Origin of the sequence: Paraburkholderia acidipaludis NBRC 101816 (assembly GCF_000684975.1) — a bacterium.
GTDB classification, from domain to species: domain Bacteria; phylum Pseudomonadota; class Gammaproteobacteria; order Burkholderiales; family Burkholderiaceae; genus Paraburkholderia; species Paraburkholderia acidipaludis.
Window position 1 is genome coordinate 145,101 of the sequence record NZ_BAXZ01000019.1, and the last position, 15,021, is coordinate 160,121.

The following is a 15,021-nucleotide window of genomic DNA, read 5'->3' on the forward strand; positions in this document are numbered from 1 at the left end:
TATGAAAATGGCCGGCGCGAACTCAAGACCCGCATGGAAGGGCCGCGCGATCGCAGCGGTAATCGTCCTGCTCGGGGGCGCGGCGCTCTGGTATGCCTACGATCGGTCGTCGCGCTATCCGTCGACTGACGACGCTTCCATCGACGCGGACGTCGTGCACGTTGCATCGCCCGTCGGCGGCAGAATCGTGCGGGTTGCCGTCGAGGAGAACGAGCACGTCGCGAAGGGCGACGTGCTGTTCGAAATCGATCCTGTGTCTTACCGGCTGGCCGTCGCGCAGGCGCAGGCCGAAGTCGAGCTGGCACGCGCAGCGCTGGCCACGCGCCGCCGCTCGCTGATCGGCGAGACGTCGAATGCCTCGATCGCCGCCGACCAGACCCGCCGCGCGGAGCACAACTACGATCTCGCTACACGCAGCGTCGAACGGCTACGGCCGCTCGTGGCGCAGGGCTACGTGTCGGCCCAGCAGTTCGACCAGGCGGTGGTGGCGCAGCGGGATGCGAGCGTGTCGCTGACGCAGGCCAACGAGCAGCAGCGTTCGTCCGCGCAGACGATCGGCGACGACTCCGACGCCATCGCCACGCTGCACGCGCGCGAAGCTGCGCTGGCGATCGCGCAGCACGCGCTCGACGATACGGTCGTGCGCGCGCCGTTCGACGGCTACGTGACGGGGCTTTCGATCCTCGCGGGCGAGACGGTTGCGCCGAACCAGTCCATCTTCACGCTGATTCACGCGAACGAATGGTTCGCAGTGGCGAATTTCCGCGAGACAGCTCTCGGCACGATCGACGTGGGCGATTGCGCGACGGTGTATTCGATGATCGACCGCACCCAGCCGATGCGCGGCAAGGTTGTCGGTATCGGCGCGGGGATCCTGGATACCGATCGCGTGGACGTGCCGCACGGTTTGCCCTATGTGCAGCAGTCGGTGAACTGGGTGCGGGTTTCGCAGCGCTTCCCGGTGCGGGTGCGGATCGACGCGCCGGCCGCGAAGCTGGTGCGGATCGGTGCAAGCGCGATCGTCGAGGTCCGGCATGGCCAGTCTTGCCGGTGACGTCGGCGTGCCCCGCCTGCGTGAGATCGCGAGGCTGCTCGCGCCGTTTCCGGGGCGTGCTTCGTTCGTCACGCGCATCGCGCTGATGTGCGCACTGACGACGTGGGTCGCGAGTGCATACGGCACCCCCGAAGCCGCGCTTTCGGCTTATCTCGTGTTCTTCTTCAACAAGCCCGACCGCGTGACGAGCATCGTGACGTCGGTCGCGTTGTTCCTGCTCGTGACCGCGATCATCGGGATCGTGATGGTCTTTGCGATCTTTTCGATCGATGTGCCGGCGCTGCGTGTCGGGTGCATGGCGGTGCTTTCCTTCGGGCTCCTGTTCGTCGCGTCGGCGAGCAAGCTGCGGCCCGTCGGCGCGACCGTCGCCATGATCGTCGGCTATGGTCTGGATGAACTCGGCCTTGCGCCGGTCGGCGAAGCCGCCACGCGTGGTCTGCTGTACGCCTGGCTCTTCGTCTCGATTCCGATTGGCGTCTCGATAGTCGTGAATCTGCTGTTCGCGCCGTCGCCGCGCCGGCTCGCCGGTGCGCAGCTCGCGAAGCGCCTGAGGCTCGCCGCGCGCCGGCTGATGGGCGCCGCGACCGACGCCGAGCGGGCCGGATTCGACGCGTGCCTGCGCGAGGGCGAGCACCAGATCCTGGCGTGGCTCAAGTTCTCGAAGCTCGAGGGCACTTCGACCGCAGCCGACTTTGCGGCGCTGCGCGCGGCGGCTGCCGCAACGACCGCCATCCTGCTCGCGGCGGATCTCGCCGCAAGCGAACCCGGCGCACGGCTGCCCGACGCCTGCGTGGCGCGGCTTGCACAGACGATGGATCAGATGGCCGCGATACTCGACGCCGGCGGCTATCCGGTGGACGTCGTGGTCGATCCGCAAGATCTGCCCGAGGCGGCCACGTTGCCGCCGCTCGCCGCGCTCGTGCTGGCCGACCTGCGCGCGGCGCTGGAGGGCTTCGCGGTGCCGGCTTCGGAAGAGCCGTCGCCGGCCGCTGCTTCGGCTGCGGCGCCCGAGCGCGGCGGTTTCTTCGACGCGGACGCGTTCACGAATCCCGATCACGTCCGCTACGCATTGAAGACCACGGTGGCGGCGATGTTCTGCTACCTGTTGTACCAGCAGCTCGACTGGCAGGGCATTCATACCTGCTTCCTCACCTGCTATATCGTCTCGCTCGGCACGACGGCCGAATCCGTCGAAAAACTGACCCTGCGGATTGCCGGCTGCCTCATCGGCGCGCTGGCCGGCACGGCGGCCATCGTGTTCGTGACGCCGGCGCTGACGTCGATCGGCGAACTGATGGCGCTGGTGTTCGCGGGCGCGTGGCTGTCCGGCTGGATTGCGGCGGGGTCGCCGCGAATCGCGTATATCGGCTTTCAGGTCTCCTTCGCATTCTTCCTCTGCGTGATCCAGGGCGCGGCCCCCGCGTTCGACCTGACGATCGCACGCGATCGCGCGATCGGCATTTTGATCGGCAATGCCGTGGCATACCTCGTGTTCACGCGCGTGTGGCCGCTCAGTATTGCGAAGCGAATCGACAAGGCGCTGGACGGGCTGGTTGCGCAGTGGGGCCGGGTCGCGCGCGCGGCCGACGCGGGCACGCGCCGCACGCTTGCCGCGGGGGCGCTCGCGCAGTATGGCGCGCTATACGGGGATCTGGGCTTGATTCACTACGAGCCTTCCTGGGTGCGTCCCGCGCCCGAATGGATCGCGAGCCGAAGGCGCGCGCTTGCCGAACTCGGCGCGCTGGAGGGGCCGCTCTTTCTTTCGGCTGGCCGCGCAGGCGCCGCGGCCGATGCCCGGTTGAGCGAGGTCGCCGCACGGATGGAGCCGGGCGGGGGTGCGAACCGGGAAGCCGGCCGTGGCGGCCCCGGCGACCGTGACGTGAACGCGCTTCTGAACGTGATCGATGCGCGCTTCGGCGAGATCGCCGAAGCCGTGCGCAGCCCAACCGAAGGAGACGACGACCGATGCGCGTGACCGCATTTGCCATCGCATGGGCCGCCGCATTGGCAGTCTCGGGACTCGCGGGATGTGCGACGTCCTCGCTGGATCTCGCGCCCCCCGAGCCGGATCGTCCCTGGCAGCCGCAGACCGACACGGCTGGCAATATCGTGCCGGGACCGCCGCGTAGCGCCGTCGACGCGGCGCGCGAGGGCTACACCTTGCCGCGCAGCGCCGGCCTGGCGTCGATCGAACCGGCGGCGGCGCTCGACGCCAACCATCCGTACACGCTGCCCGAGCTGATCGATCTCGCGGAATCGGCGAATCCGCTCACGCGGATCGCCTGGAACGACGCGCGCAATGCGGCGCTCGCGGCGGGCATCGCAAAGACCGCGTATCTGCCGCAGCTCACCGCGACCGCGATGGGGGGCTACCAGGCCGCGAGCGGCTCGTCGTCGACGCTGCTCGGCAACGTCTCGACCAATTCGGATATCCACGGCACGGTGTCGGTGCTTGCGCTGCAATGGCTGCTGTTCGACTTCGGCGGCCGCCGCGCGCGCGTGGATGCGGCCACGCAGCTCTCGGTCGCCGCGAACGTCACGTTCACGGCCGTGCATCAGCACGTGATCCACGACGTGAGCGTGACGTATTACATGTACGATGCCGCGCGTGAACGGGCGAGCACCGCGCAGCAGTCGCTCGACAACGCGGACGGCATCCTCGCCGCCGCGCGCGCACGGTACGGGCGGGGCGTGGGCACGGTCGTCGAGGTGGCGCAGGCCACCCAGAACCAGGCACAGGCGCATCTCGTCAAGGTCCAGGCTGACGGCGCGCTGAGCGACAGCTATCTGAGCCTCGTATCCGCGCTCGGCATCTCGCCGCTGTCGAAGCCGAGCATCGCCCCGTTGCCGCCGCGCGTGCTTTCGCCGGCGCTGCACCAGTCGGTGGACCAGATCGTCGCCGACGCGATTGCACGGCGGCCCGACGTGCAGGGCGCCTATGCGCTCGAGCAGGCGAACCAGGCGAAGATCCGCGCCGCCGAGGCTTCTTTCATGCCGAAGGTGTTCTTGTCCGCGGCGGCCGCGTATGGCACCGGTTCGACGGCGATCACGGCGATCCCGCCGGTCGGCGATCAGGCGGCCACCGTCAACCTGACCGGCAGCCGCCGCAGCGGCAGCGTGTTCCTTGGCGTGACGATCCCGCTGTACGACGGCGGGTTGCGCTCCGCCGTGCTGATGCAGGCGCGCAACGACGCGGACAGCGCCTCCGAGCAGTTGACCCGCACGAAGGACGAAGCCGTCCGGCAGATCGTTGCCGCGCAGAACGCGCTCTCCACGAGCCTCGCATCGAACGCCGCCGCGAAGGCGCTGGTCGCCGCCGCGCAGACGACCTACGACGCGGCGTTCTCCGCGTACCGGCACGGGGTTGGCTCGATCACCGACGCGCTGCTCGCGCAGAATCAGCTACTCGCGGCGCAGAACGCCTATGCGGACAGCTACAGCGCCGCGCTTTCCGCCGCCGCGTCGCTCGCGCTCGCCACGGGGGAGATCGGCACGGCTACGCCGGACGGCGAGCCGGCCTGGTAGGGCGGGGGCTTCGGTTTCTGGAGGTGTCTGTCTGGACTGCTTATTTTGGCTACTTGTTCGGACTGTTTAAGGTCCGGCGGGTTTTTTGAACCAGAAATGCAAAAAGGCCGGCTATGCCGACCTTTTCCACAAATCTCTGGTGCCCAGGAGAGGACTCGAACCTCCACAGTGTTGCCACCGCCAGGACCTGAACCTGGTGCGTCTACCAATTCCGCCACCTGGGCACATCTTCAAGCTAGGCCGCAATTATAGCGGTCCGGCGCAAGCTGTCAACGCACGTTTGAAAAAATTTCGCCGCTAACGCGGGCGGTTGTGAAATCCTGTTGCGCAATCCGTGCGCCTTGGACATAGAGATGCGCCAAAACGCGCAATCCACGGCCATTTTGTTTTCCGGCCCGGAAATGAAAAAAGCCAGCTGAGAGCTGGCTTTTTTTGAATCTGGTGCCCAAGAGAGGACTCGAACCTCCACAGTGTTGCCACCGCCAGGACCTGAACCTGGTGCGTCTACCAATTCCGCCACCTGGGCAAGGTGTCGCTTACTGCCATTGCTGTTCGATGCGTCGTGCAGCAAAGACCGCTATTCTAGCGTGTCCGCGGAGCTTGTCAAGCGTTTCATCAAAAAGCGCGGCAGCGTGTTTTCGGTCCGCCGCCATGGCGTTTGCCAACGGCGTTGCCCACTGTGCTGCCCGCTGCGTTACCTCTTGCGCGCCCGGCCCGCGCGGCCTCTGCCGCGTACGATGCGGGTGTTAGAATGCCTCGCAGCAGTGGCGCCGGTGGGCGAGTGGTGCACGGAAGCTCGCCGGCCGGCATGCTGAATGACGCACTCGAAGACCGGGCGCCGCCCGAGTTTCGTCGTTGAATGAAATTCGGGCGCCGCGACAGATCCGACATCGACGCAACGAGAACAACCATCGACAAGCCCTTGAGCAAATATCCGTATCCGATTCCCAGCCGCGAAGAGATTCTCGGCGTGCTGCGGACCAGCGAAACGCCCTGCACCGCGAACGATATCGCCGAGGCGCTCGCCATCAAGCGCCAGGAGCGCGAAGGGTTCTTCAGGCGGCTCGCCGCGATGGAGCGCGACGGGCAGATCCGGCTCGATTCGCGCGGCCACTATCAACTGGCGCATCCGTCCAGCTTCGTTGCGGGCCGCGTGCAGGGCCATCGCGACGGCTACGGCTTTCTCGTGCGCGACGACGGCCAGGACGATCTGTTCCTGCCGCAGGGCGAGATGCAGAAGGTCATGCACAACGACCGCGTGCTCGCACGCATCGTCGGTTACGACCGGCGCGGCCGCCCCGAAGGGCATATCGTCGAGGTCACCGACCGCGCGAATACGCGCGTGATCGGGCGGCTCCTGAACGAGAACGGCGCGCTGATCGTCGCGCCCGAAGACAAGCGCATCGGCCACGACATTCTGGTGACGCAGAACGCGAAGAAGGCGAAGGTCGGGCAGGTGGTGGTGGTCGAACTCACCGACTTCCCGAGCCGCCATTCGCAGCCGCTCGGCCGCGTGGCCGAGGTGCTCGGCGACATCGACGATCCCGGCATGGAGATCGAGATCGCCGTGCGCAAGTACGGCGTGCCGCACGAATTCGGCAAAGCCGCGCTCGACGAGGCGGCGAGGCTGCCCGACGCCGTGCGCCCCACGGACATCCGCTACCGCGTGGACCTGCGCGACGTGCCGCTCGTGACGATCGACGGCGAAGACGCGCGCGACTTCGACGACGCGGTCTATTGCGAACCCACGCAGGTTGGCCGCGGCGAGGGCTTCCGCCTGGTCGTCGCGATCGCGGACGTTTCGCACTACGTGCTGCCGGGCAGCGGCCTCGACGTCGACGCGATCGAGCGCAGCACGTCGGTGTACTTTCCGCGCCGCGTGATTCCGATGCTGCCGGAGAAGCTCTCGAACGGCCTGTGCTCGCTCAATCCGCACGTGGACCGCTGCGTGCTGGTGTGCGACATGGTCATCACCGCGCGCGGCGAGATCAAGGCTTACCAGTTCTATCCGGGCGTGATGCACTCGGCGGCGCGGCTGACTTATACCGAAGTTGCCGCAGTGCTCAAGAACACCAAGGGACCGGAGGCGATGCGGCGCGCGGCCTTGCTGCCGCATCTGCAGAATCTCTACGGCGTGTACAAGGCGCTTTTCGCCGCACGCCAGAAGCGCGGCGCCATCGACTTCGACACGACCGAGACGTATATCGTCTGCAACGCGCAGGGCAAGATCGAGCAGATCGTGCCGCGCCAGCGCAACGACGCGCACAAGCTGATCGAAGAGTGCATGCTCGCGGCCAACGTCTGCGCCGCGGACTTCATGAAGCGCAACAAGCACCCGGGCCTCTACCGCGTGCACGCGGGCCCGAGCGCCGAGAAGCTCGAGAACCTGCGCACCTTCCTGCGCGGCATGGGCCTTTCGCTCGGCGGCGGCGACACGCCCCACGCGAGCGACTATGCGGCGCTGATGGCGCACATCCGCGACCGGCCCGACGCGCAGATGCTGCAGACGATGCTGCTGCGCTCGATGCAGCAGGCCGTCTACAGCCCGGACAACATCGGGCACTTCGGTCTCGCATACGAGGCCTACGCGCACTTCACGAGCCCGATCCGCCGCTATCCGGACCTGCTCACGCACCGCGCGATCTACGCGATCCTGCAGGGCAAGAAGTATCAGCCTGCGGCGCCGCATGGCGTCGAGCTCAATACGGCGCTCTCGCCGCGCGCCCGCGCGCTGCAGGCCGAGGACGAGGAAAAGCGCGGCAAGCGCGCACGTGGCGGCAATACGGCGATCTGGGAAGAACTCGGCCTGCATTGCTCGGCCAACGAGCGCCGTGCCGACGAAGCCTCGCGCGACGTCGAAGCCTGGCTCAAGTGCTACTTCATGCGCGACAAGCTCGGCGAAGAGTACGGCGGCATGGTGAGCGGCGTGACGTCGTTCGGCATTTTCGTGCAGCTCGACTCGCTCTTCATCGAAGGTCTCGTTCACGTGACGGAACTGGGTTCGGACTACTTCCAGTACGACGAGATCAAGAACGAGCTGCGCGGCGAACGCACGGGCATCCGCTACCGGCTTTCGGACCGCGTGCGCGTGCAGGTGAGCCGTGTCGATCTGGACGCGCGCAAGATCGATTTCCGCCTCGTGCGCGACACGCCCGTCAAGTCCGCAGCCGGCCGTGCGGCACCGGCGGACAAGGGCATGGGCATGGGTGATAGCGGCCCGCGTGTGCGCGCGCTGCAGGACGGCGACGCACCGCGCCGCAAGAAGGCCGCGAGCGCGCCGGGCGCTTCGGTGAAGGAAGCGCGCGCCGCCCGCGGCGCGGCGAAGACCGCAAAGAAGCGCGCCGCCGCCAAGGCCGCGACGAAGAAGCCGGCACCGCGCAAGAAGCGCTGAGTGCCGCAGGCGCGGCGCTCGCCCCCAGCTTGCATGAGAGGGGCGGGCGCCGCGATACCCGGCGCGTGCCGGCGGCCGGAAGAGTTACAGTCGTTCGTCAGGCGCGCGATGCAGTCCCTGCAGGCGCCGCGTGGCGGACCGTTCATCAGGGGTTGTCTCAAGTCATGTCACGTCTCAAGGTTCTTTACGGGTTTCATGCGGTGACCGCGCGTTTGCGGCACGACGCGTCGACGGTCGAGGATGTCTATTACGATCCGACGCGGCGCGACCGCCGCATGCAGGACTTCCTGCATGCCGCAAAGGACGCCGGCGTGCGCGTGATCGCATCCGACGAAACACGGCTTTGGGGGCTCGCGCATACGGAGCGCCATCAGGGTGTCGTCGCGCGCGTGCACGACCTGCCGCTTGCGCAGAATCTGGCCGAGCTGCTCGACGGCATTGCGGGTGCGCCGCTCCTGCTCGTGCTGGACGGCGTGACCGATCCGCACAATCTCGGCGCCTGCCTGCGGGTGGCCGATGCGGCCGGTGCGCATGCCGTCATCGCGCCGCGCGACCGCGCGGTGGGCCTGAACGCCACGGCTGCGAAAGTGGCGAGCGGCGCGGCCGACACGGTGCCCTATATCACCGTGACGAACCTGGCCCGCGCGCTGCGCGAACTCAAGGAGGCGGGCGTGTGGGTGGTGGGCACGGCGGGCGACGCGAGCGCGAGCCTCTATCAGACGAAGCTCGAAGGCCCGGTCGCCCTCGTGATGGGCGCGGAAGGCGAGGGCATGCGCCGGCTCACGCGCGAGACCTGCGACGAGGTCATGCACATTCCGATGGCGGGCACGGTGGAGAGCCTGAACGTTTCGGTGGCGAGCGGCGTGTGCCTGTTCGAGGCCGTCCGGCAGCGCGGCGTCGCGGGCTGAGTCTTGCATGGAACCCGGAGTAAGCGCTAAAGCGCTAACTCCGGTCCACCGCTTTGCATGGGACCGGAATCGGCCGGCTGGCCCGGCCAACTCCGGTAAACTAGGCGCCTTCCGCTTTTTCCCTCTCGCGCAGTGATTCCCATGACTCAAGACGAACTCAAGCAACTGGTCGGCAAGGCCGCCGCCGACTACGTGAACGCGAACGTGCCCGAGGGCGCCGTGATCGGCGTCGGCACCGGCTCGACCGCAAATTGTTTCATCGACGCACTGGCCGCCGGCAAGGACCGCTACCGCGGCGCGGTGTCGAGCTCCGTGGCGACCACGGCGCGCCTGCAGTCGCATGGCTTTCGCATCTTCGACCTCAACGACATCGAAGGGCTGCCCGTGTACGTCGACGGCGCCGACGAGATCGACGCGCAGGGCGCGATGATCAAGGGCGGCGGCGGCGCGCTCACGCGCGAGAAGATCGTGGCGTCCGTGGCCGACGTGTTCGTCTGCATCGCGGACGCAAGCAAGCGCGTCGACGTGCTCGGCCAGTTCCCGCTGCCCATCGAGGTGGTGCCGATGGCGCGCACGGCTATCGGCCGCCGCGTGAGCGCGCTGGGCGGCGTGCCCGTGCTGCGCGTGCAGCAGGACGGCGCGCCTTTTGTCACCGACAACGGCAACGAGATTCTCGACGTGAAAGGCCTCGCCATCAGCGACCCGTGCGCGTTCGAGGCGCTCGTCAACGCATGGCCCGGTGTCGTGACCGTGGGTCTTTTCGCGGCGCGCGGCGCTGACCTCTGCCTGCTGGGCGCCGCAACGGGCGTCGAGCGCATCGACTACGCGAAGCGCTGAGGCAAAGGCGGCGGGCCGCGCCGTGCGGCCCGCCACAAAGTCCGCGCGGAGCCTGTCCCGCGCGGCGTCCCTCCACTTACGCTCACTCCACCGTTTCCGCCTGGCGCAGACGCGGCAGCAGGCGGTCGAACTCGCGCCGCACGAGCCCATAGCATTCGCAGGCGCGGGCTTCCAGACCCTCGCGATCCAGCACGCGAATGCGGCCGCGGCTGTGATGGATCAGGCCTTCGTCGTGCAGCTTGCCGGCCGCCTCCGTGATGCCTTCGCGGCGCACGCCGAGCATGTCGGCGATCAACTGCTGCGTGACCGTCAGGTCGTTCGAGGCCACGCGGTCCACTTCGATCAGCAGCCAGCGGCACAGCTGCCTGCTGAGCGAATGATGGCGGTTGCACGCGGCCGTCTGGGCCACCTGCGTGAGCAGGGCGTGCATGTAGAGCAGCATCAGACGGCGCAGGAAGTCCGAGCGGGCAAACTGCTGCTTGAGACTCTGCGCGCTCATGCGATACGCGAAGCCCGCACATTGCACCTGCACGCGGTTCGGCATCGTTTCGCCGCCGGTGAGAACAGGCACGCCGGTCATGCCTTCGCGGCCAACCGCGGCGATTTCGACCGAGCTGCCGTCTTCCATGGTCGAGAGCATGGAGATGATGGCCGTGGTCGGAAAGTACACGTGATGAATGCGCTGGCCGGAATCGCACAGCAATTGTTCGGTACGCAGATGAACGAGTTCGAGATGGGGGGCGAGCGCCTGCCACTCATGCGACGGCAGGGCGCCAAGCAGGTGGTTGCCGTGCAGATCGGATTGAAGGGTCAACATGATTGGTCCTCATGCGAGGCTGCTTGCGAGCAAGCGCTGCCTCGTTGTTATTCGTTCCGGCCCGCGAATCCGTAGTTGTGTGCCGTTTCCCGTTCGGCTATCCGTTCGTCGTGCCAGCCCCATAGCCCCGTCTGCGTAGCCGGTCTGATCCCGGCGCTTATCGCTAGTGTGGCGACGTGTCATTAGCAGGGTGTGTGCCAGAAAGGCGCGCACCGCGGTCACACGCGTCTTTACGGGCGTTGCGCCCGATGCCGCGCCGGGGAAGTCGGCCTTTTTGTTTCACTTCTGCACGATGAATTTCGCCACCTGGCTTCTTGCCGGATGAATTTTTGTTTATCTAAACCGTTGATTTGATGTGAATATTCGCGGTTATGCGAGAGGTTTCCAAAAATGACTCCAGACTGAAACACACCCCGCGCGCGTCGAGCGTCACGACCCGGCTATCTAAAAGGACACCGCCGAAAACGATACAGAGCTGACACATTGGGGCGGCGCACGCGAAAGCGTTCGGTCCTGAAACATCGTTGCGTAACGTCGTGTCACGTTACGCGGACGAACGGCGCCTTCTTGAGACGGCGGGCGATCAGTGTGTGTATGCGCACAGAGCGGTGCCGCGAGGTTTGTTCCAATGATGGCCAGGACGGCAGGCGGCGATGCTGCGCAGTGTGCGGCAAAGCGCGGCCTGCCAGGATCATTCAGGGGGCAGCGCATGAACCAGGTGGTGCCATACGCCAGCCTGACGGCAAGGGCGAACGAAATTGAACCGGCGCTCGTCGTCCAGCCTGTCGTGCTGGCGGGCGGATCGGGCACGCGCCTGTGGCCGCTCTCGCGCGAGCATTGCCCCAAGCAGTTGATCGAGCTGCTCGACGGCGAATCGCTGCTCGAGGCCACCGTGCGGCGCTTCGACGGCGTATTCGCGCCCGCGGACGGCGCCGGCCCGGCAGCGGCCTGCAAAGCCGCGCCGCTCGTCGTGAGCAGCGAGGAATTGCAGTTCCTCACGGTCGACCGTCTGGCCCGCAGCGGCATGGCCGCGCGCGTGGTGCTCGAGCCGGTGGCGCGCAATACGGCGCCTGCGCTGACCGTGGCGGCGCTTGCGGCGCAAGCCGCCCAGCCGCCGACCCTCCCGGCCGACGGCGATCCTGTGCTGGTCGCCATGCCCGCCGACCACCTGATTGCCGACCGAATCGCGTTCGCCCGCGCGCTCGAGCGTGCCGTCGAGCATGCGGCGTGCGGCGCGATCGTGACGCTCGGCGTGCCGCCGCAGCGCGCGGAGACCGGTTACGGCTATATCGGCGCGGGCCGGGTGCTCGATGCGCACGGCGCGCGCGTCATCGAACGTTTCGTCGAAAAGCCGGATGCCGAACTCGCGGCGCGTTATATCGCTTCCGGCGACTTCTGGTGGAACAGCGGCATCTTCGTCGTCCGGGCCTCCGTGTGGCTTGCCGCCATTGCGCAGGCCCGTCCGGCGATCGCCATGCGCTGCGCCGAAGCCTTCGAGCGCGCGAAGCGCGACGCGGATGGCAGCGTGCACCTCGACGCCGCCGCACTGGCCGAGTGCCCGTCCGATTCGATCGACTACGCGGTCATGGAATCGATCGGCTCCGGGGCGGGTCTTGCGGGCGTGGTCGTGCCGCTGGTCGCGGGCTGGTCCGACGTCGGCGCCTGGGACGCCGTCTGGCAGGTCTCGCACAAGGACGCGAGCGGCAATGTCGCGCGCGGGCGCGTGCTGTTCGAAGACGTGAGCGATACGTTCGCGCACTCGGACGGGCGTCTCGTGGCCTGTGTCGGCGTGCGCGGCGTGGTGGTGGTGGAGACCGCGGATGCGGTGCTGGTCGCCGCGAAGGACCGTGTCCAGGACGTGAAAGCAATTGTCGGGAAACTGAAAGAACAGAGCGGCGACGAAGCGCGGCACCATCGGCGCGTGGAGCGCCCGTGGGGCTGCTACGACTCGCTCGATCGGGGCGAGCGCTTTCAGGTCAAGCGGATCGTCGTGAAGCCAGGCGGCCGGCTTTCGCTGCAGATGCATCACCATCGCGCGGAGCATTGGGTCGTTGTGCGCGGAACGGCCCGCGTCACCCGCGGCGACGACGTATTTTTGCTATCCGAGAACGAATCCACTTATATTCCATTGGGCGTGAAGCACCGTCTGGAGAACCCGGGAATCACGCCGCTCGAAATCATCGAGGTGCAATCGGGCGGTTATCTGGGCGAAGACGACATCGTGCGTTTCGACGATCAATACGGTCGCGCACCGCTGCCCGACAGGGGGAAGGCATGATGCCGCACCGCGCAGGAGAGGCGCGGTGGCGCCGCAGCACTGCATATGCACAGCCGGCGGGAGCCGGCCAGGGATAAATAGGCATTCCATACAGTTGACCGGCCCGCAGGACAACCAGGAAAAGTGGCCGGCCCAGGTACCAGGTTGAGGCTCGACAGGATGACGTCGTGCGGACTGCACATCGGTTTCACCGCGACACGTCAGGAGATATCCTGGCTGGCGGGATATGCGATTCGCATGCAACGTACAACACAGCGTTCGACGACGCACGAGGGGCCCGCAGTGTCTGGCAATGAGGGGCGATAACGCCGATTCGGGGGGGAGTGTCATGGAACTCGGGAACAAGGAACGCTCGCTGGTGAGCAAGGTCATGGATGGCCTGATCGCCGGCATTGTGGAAGAGCGCTACGGCGCGGTGCTGCCGCCGCAGGATGTGCTGTCGAAGGAATTCGACGTGAGCCGCACGGTGATGCGCGAAGCGCTTTCCATGCTGCTTGCGCGGCATATGCTAGACGTGCGGCCGAAAATCGGCACACGCATACGGCCCATGCGCGACTGGCGCATGATCGACGAAGACGTTGTGAGCTGGCGTTTTCGCGCGAAGCCGGACAAGACGTTCCTGCGAGACGTTATCGAATTTCGCGCGCTGATCGAGCCCGCCGCGTGCGGTCTCGCGGCGACGCGCGCCACGGCGGCGGACATCGCCGGCATTCGCGACGCGTACGAGGCACTGCGCGAGACGAGTCCGGGCGACAACGGCTGCCAGGCGGCCGACGCGCTTTTGCACACGCGCATACTCGCGGCAAGCGGCAATCAGTTCTACCAGCAGATGGCGGCCATCATCCGCGGCGCGCTTTCGCTCGTGAATCCGATTCTCAACGGGCGCGCGGACGGCTGGGCGAATATCGTGCGTGCGCACGGCAGCATCGTCGAGGCGATCGAGCGGCGTCAGCCGCAAGAGGCCCAGGCTGCTGCGGCGGCGATGATCGAATCGACCGCCGGGGAGCTGCAGCGCGCGCTGGCGCCGGAGGCGTCCGAGGCGCTTGCGCAGCGTTAGCCGGGCTCGCGAGGTTTTCGTTCGCGCGTCATGTGCGGGACGCGGCCGCGCCGTTGCGGTGCGCCGCGCGTTTCGGGTATCGTGCGTGTCTTTGGTCTGCCGCGTCGTCGGCGCGGCGCATAGCCGGAGCACGCAGCACATGAGCGGAACAGATACGATTCGTTGGGGCATCGTCGGCGCGGGCCGCATCGCGCGGCGCTTCGCGCAGGGCGTGGCGCATGTGGAGGGCGCGCGCGTCGGCGCAGTCTGGTCGAGGCGCGCGGAGCCGTCGGCAGCGCTGGCGCAGGAGCATGGCGCGGGCGCATGCGCGAGCTTCGAGGCACTCCTTGGCAGCGGCGTCGACGCCGTTTATATCGCCACGCTGCAAGACAGTCACGCCGACTACGTCATTGCCGCGCTGGAGGCCGGCTTGCCGGTGCTCTGCGAGAAACCCGCCACCGTGAACGCCGCCCAGCTCGAGCGCGTGCTCGAGGCCGCGCGCGGCGCGCAGCGTCTCTTCATGGAGGCGATGAAGCCGCCGTTCTATCCGCTCTACCGCGCGTTGCGCGCTCACCTCGCCGCCGATCCCATCGGCCCGGTGGGGCTCGTGCGCGCAGGATGCTCGGTGGCGAACGTGAGCCCCGATCATTCTTCGTTCTCCTATGAACATGCGGGCGGAGCGTTGCTCGACATCGGCGTGTACGAGATGTTTCTGGCGGTGGACTGGCTTGGCGCGCCGCTCGACGTACAGACTTTCGGCCGGCTCGGCCCGACCGGCGTGGACACTTTCGCGAGCCTCAACTGCCAGCATGAGCACGGCATCGCGCAACTTTTCTGCGGTCTCGACCTGCATGGGAAAGGCGATGCGCTGCTCGCGGGACCGCTCGGCCATGTGACGATCCACGAGAACTGGTGGAACCCGGCGCGTGCGACGATCCGCTATGTCGACGGCCGCGCGGTGGACCTCGACGAGCCCTTCGAAGGCGGCGGCCTCAACTACGAGACCGCGCACTTCTGCGAGCTGCTGCGTACGGGCGCGCTGGAGAGCCCGGTGATGACGCACGCGCACTCGCGCCACATGATCGCGATGGCCGATGCGGCGCGCGCCGCGCTCGGCCTGCGCTTTGCCTGCGAGTGAGCGAGGCCGCCTTGGTGGTGCCCAGTGACGCTCAGTG

Annotated in this window: 11 protein-coding genes and 2 tRNA genes; 9 read left to right on the top strand and 4 right to left on the bottom strand. The window is 67.3% G+C overall.

The window, feature by feature from the left end; translation table 11 throughout:
- Position 1 precedes the first annotated feature (1 nt).
- The 3 genes from mdtN to BAC01S_RS21150 are packed head-to-tail and all read left to right on the top strand — an operon-like array spanning position 2 to position 4,579.
- Complete coding sequence (gene mdtN / locus BAC01S_RS21140; RefSeq protein WP_027796553.1) at positions 2 to 1,054, top strand: multidrug transporter subunit MdtN; 1,053 nt, start codon at positions 2 to 4, stop codon at positions 1,052 to 1,054.
- Positions 1,035 to 3,029: an FUSC family protein gene (locus BAC01S_RS32120; protein ID WP_043203076.1), complete on the top strand. Its 1,995-nt coding sequence runs from the start codon at positions 1,035 to 1,037 to the stop codon at positions 3,027 to 3,029. The genes mdtN and BAC01S_RS32120 overlap by 20 nt, the downstream gene beginning before the upstream one ends.
- Positions 3,020 to 4,579 (top strand): TolC family protein, encoded by a 1,560-nt coding sequence (locus BAC01S_RS21150; protein WP_027796554.1) that lies wholly within the window; start codon positions 3,020 to 3,022, stop codon positions 4,577 to 4,579. The genes BAC01S_RS32120 and BAC01S_RS21150 overlap by 10 nt, the downstream gene beginning before the upstream one ends.
- A 137-nt stretch (positions 4,580 to 4,716) precedes the next feature.
- On the opposite strand, the gene BAC01S_RS21155 is transcribed toward BAC01S_RS21150, so the two are convergent.
- The 3 genes from BAC01S_RS21155 to BAC01S_RS21160 form a co-directional block, all read right to left on the bottom strand.
- Positions 4,717 to 4,803, bottom strand: a tRNA-Leu gene (locus BAC01S_RS21155).
- A gap of 45 nt (positions 4,804 to 4,848) precedes the next feature.
- The gene (locus BAC01S_RS34785) at positions 4,849 to 5,028 is read right to left on the bottom strand and encodes a hypothetical protein (protein ID WP_156954491.1); all 180 of its coding nucleotides are present in this window, start codon (positions 5,026 to 5,028) and stop codon (positions 4,849 to 4,851) included.
- Positions 5,019 to 5,105: transfer RNA gene (locus tag BAC01S_RS21160), tRNA-Leu, on the bottom strand. Before BAC01S_RS21160 ends, BAC01S_RS34785 begins: the two co-directional genes overlap by 10 nt.
- A 396-nt stretch (positions 5,106 to 5,501) precedes the next feature.
- On the opposite strand from BAC01S_RS21160, the gene rnr reads away from it, so the two are divergent.
- From rnr to rpiA, 3 genes are all read left to right on the top strand, one after another.
- Positions 5,502 to 7,970, top strand: a complete 2,469-nt coding sequence (gene rnr / locus BAC01S_RS21165; RefSeq protein WP_027796555.1) for a ribonuclease R — start codon at positions 5,502 to 5,504, stop codon at positions 7,968 to 7,970.
- 164 nt (positions 7,971 to 8,134) lie between these two features.
- On the top strand, positions 8,135 to 8,878 hold the full coding sequence (rlmB, locus tag BAC01S_RS21170) for a 23S rRNA (guanosine(2251)-2'-O)-methyltransferase RlmB (protein ID WP_027796556.1): 744 nt from the start codon (positions 8,135 to 8,137) through the stop codon (positions 8,876 to 8,878).
- 141 nt (positions 8,879 to 9,019) lie between these two features.
- Complete coding sequence (gene rpiA, locus BAC01S_RS21175; protein ID WP_027796557.1) at positions 9,020 to 9,715, top strand: ribose-5-phosphate isomerase RpiA; 696 nt, start codon at positions 9,020 to 9,022, stop codon at positions 9,713 to 9,715.
- An 82-nt stretch (positions 9,716 to 9,797) separates the two neighbouring features.
- On the opposite strand, the gene BAC01S_RS21180 is transcribed toward rpiA, so the two are convergent.
- Positions 9,798 to 10,532 (bottom strand): Crp/Fnr family transcriptional regulator, encoded by a 735-nt coding sequence (locus tag BAC01S_RS21180; RefSeq protein WP_027796558.1) that lies wholly within the window; start codon positions 10,530 to 10,532, stop codon positions 9,798 to 9,800.
- A gap of 709 nt (positions 10,533 to 11,241) precedes the next feature.
- Here BAC01S_RS21180 and BAC01S_RS21185 point away from each other — a divergent pair.
- The 3 genes from BAC01S_RS21185 to BAC01S_RS21195 all read left to right on the top strand — a co-directional run bounded on the left by BAC01S_RS21185 (position 11,242) and on the right by BAC01S_RS21195 (position 14,984).
- Positions 11,242 to 12,810: a mannose-1-phosphate guanylyltransferase/mannose-6-phosphate isomerase gene (locus tag BAC01S_RS21185; RefSeq protein WP_027796559.1), complete on the top strand. Its 1,569-nt coding sequence runs from the start codon at positions 11,242 to 11,244 to the stop codon at positions 12,808 to 12,810.
- A gap of 328 nt (positions 12,811 to 13,138) precedes the next feature.
- Positions 13,139 to 13,867, top strand: coding sequence for a FadR/GntR family transcriptional regulator (locus BAC01S_RS21190; RefSeq protein ID WP_027796560.1), 729 nt, complete (start codon positions 13,139 to 13,141; stop codon positions 13,865 to 13,867).
- A 139-nt stretch (positions 13,868 to 14,006) separates the two neighbouring features.
- Positions 14,007 to 14,984: a Gfo/Idh/MocA family protein gene (locus BAC01S_RS21195; protein ID WP_027796561.1), complete on the top strand. Its 978-nt coding sequence runs from the start codon at positions 14,007 to 14,009 to the stop codon at positions 14,982 to 14,984.
- Positions 14,985 to 15,021 lie beyond the last annotated feature (37 nt).

What these genes read in the sequence shown, in the direction of transcription:
- mdtN (WP_027796553.1), top strand. Translation starts at nt 2, where the DNA reads ATGAAAATGGCCGGCGCGAACTCAAGACCCGCATGGAAGGGCCGCGCG.
- BAC01S_RS32120 (WP_043203076.1), top strand. Translation starts at nt 1,035, where the DNA reads ATGGCCAGTCTTGCCGGTGACGTCGGCGTGCCCCGCCTGCGTGAGATC.
- BAC01S_RS21150 (WP_027796554.1), top strand. Translation starts at nt 3,020, where the DNA reads ATGCGCGTGACCGCATTTGCCATCGCATGGGCCGCCGCATTGGCAGTC.
- rlmB (WP_027796556.1), top strand. Translation starts at nt 8,135, where the DNA reads ATGTCACGTCTCAAGGTTCTTTACGGGTTTCATGCGGTGACCGCGCGT.
- rpiA (WP_027796557.1), top strand. Translation starts at nt 9,020, where the DNA reads ATGACTCAAGACGAACTCAAGCAACTGGTCGGCAAGGCCGCCGCCGAC.
- BAC01S_RS21180 (WP_027796558.1), bottom strand. Translation starts at nt 10,532, where the DNA reads ATGTTGACCCTTCAATCCGATCTGCACGGCAACCACCTGCTTGGCGCC.
- BAC01S_RS21185 (WP_027796559.1), top strand. Translation starts at nt 11,242, where the DNA reads ATGAACCAGGTGGTGCCATACGCCAGCCTGACGGCAAGGGCGAACGAA.
- BAC01S_RS21190 (WP_027796560.1), top strand. Translation starts at nt 13,139, where the DNA reads ATGGAACTCGGGAACAAGGAACGCTCGCTGGTGAGCAAGGTCATGGAT.
- BAC01S_RS21195 (WP_027796561.1), top strand. Translation starts at nt 14,007, where the DNA reads ATGAGCGGAACAGATACGATTCGTTGGGGCATCGTCGGCGCGGGCCGC.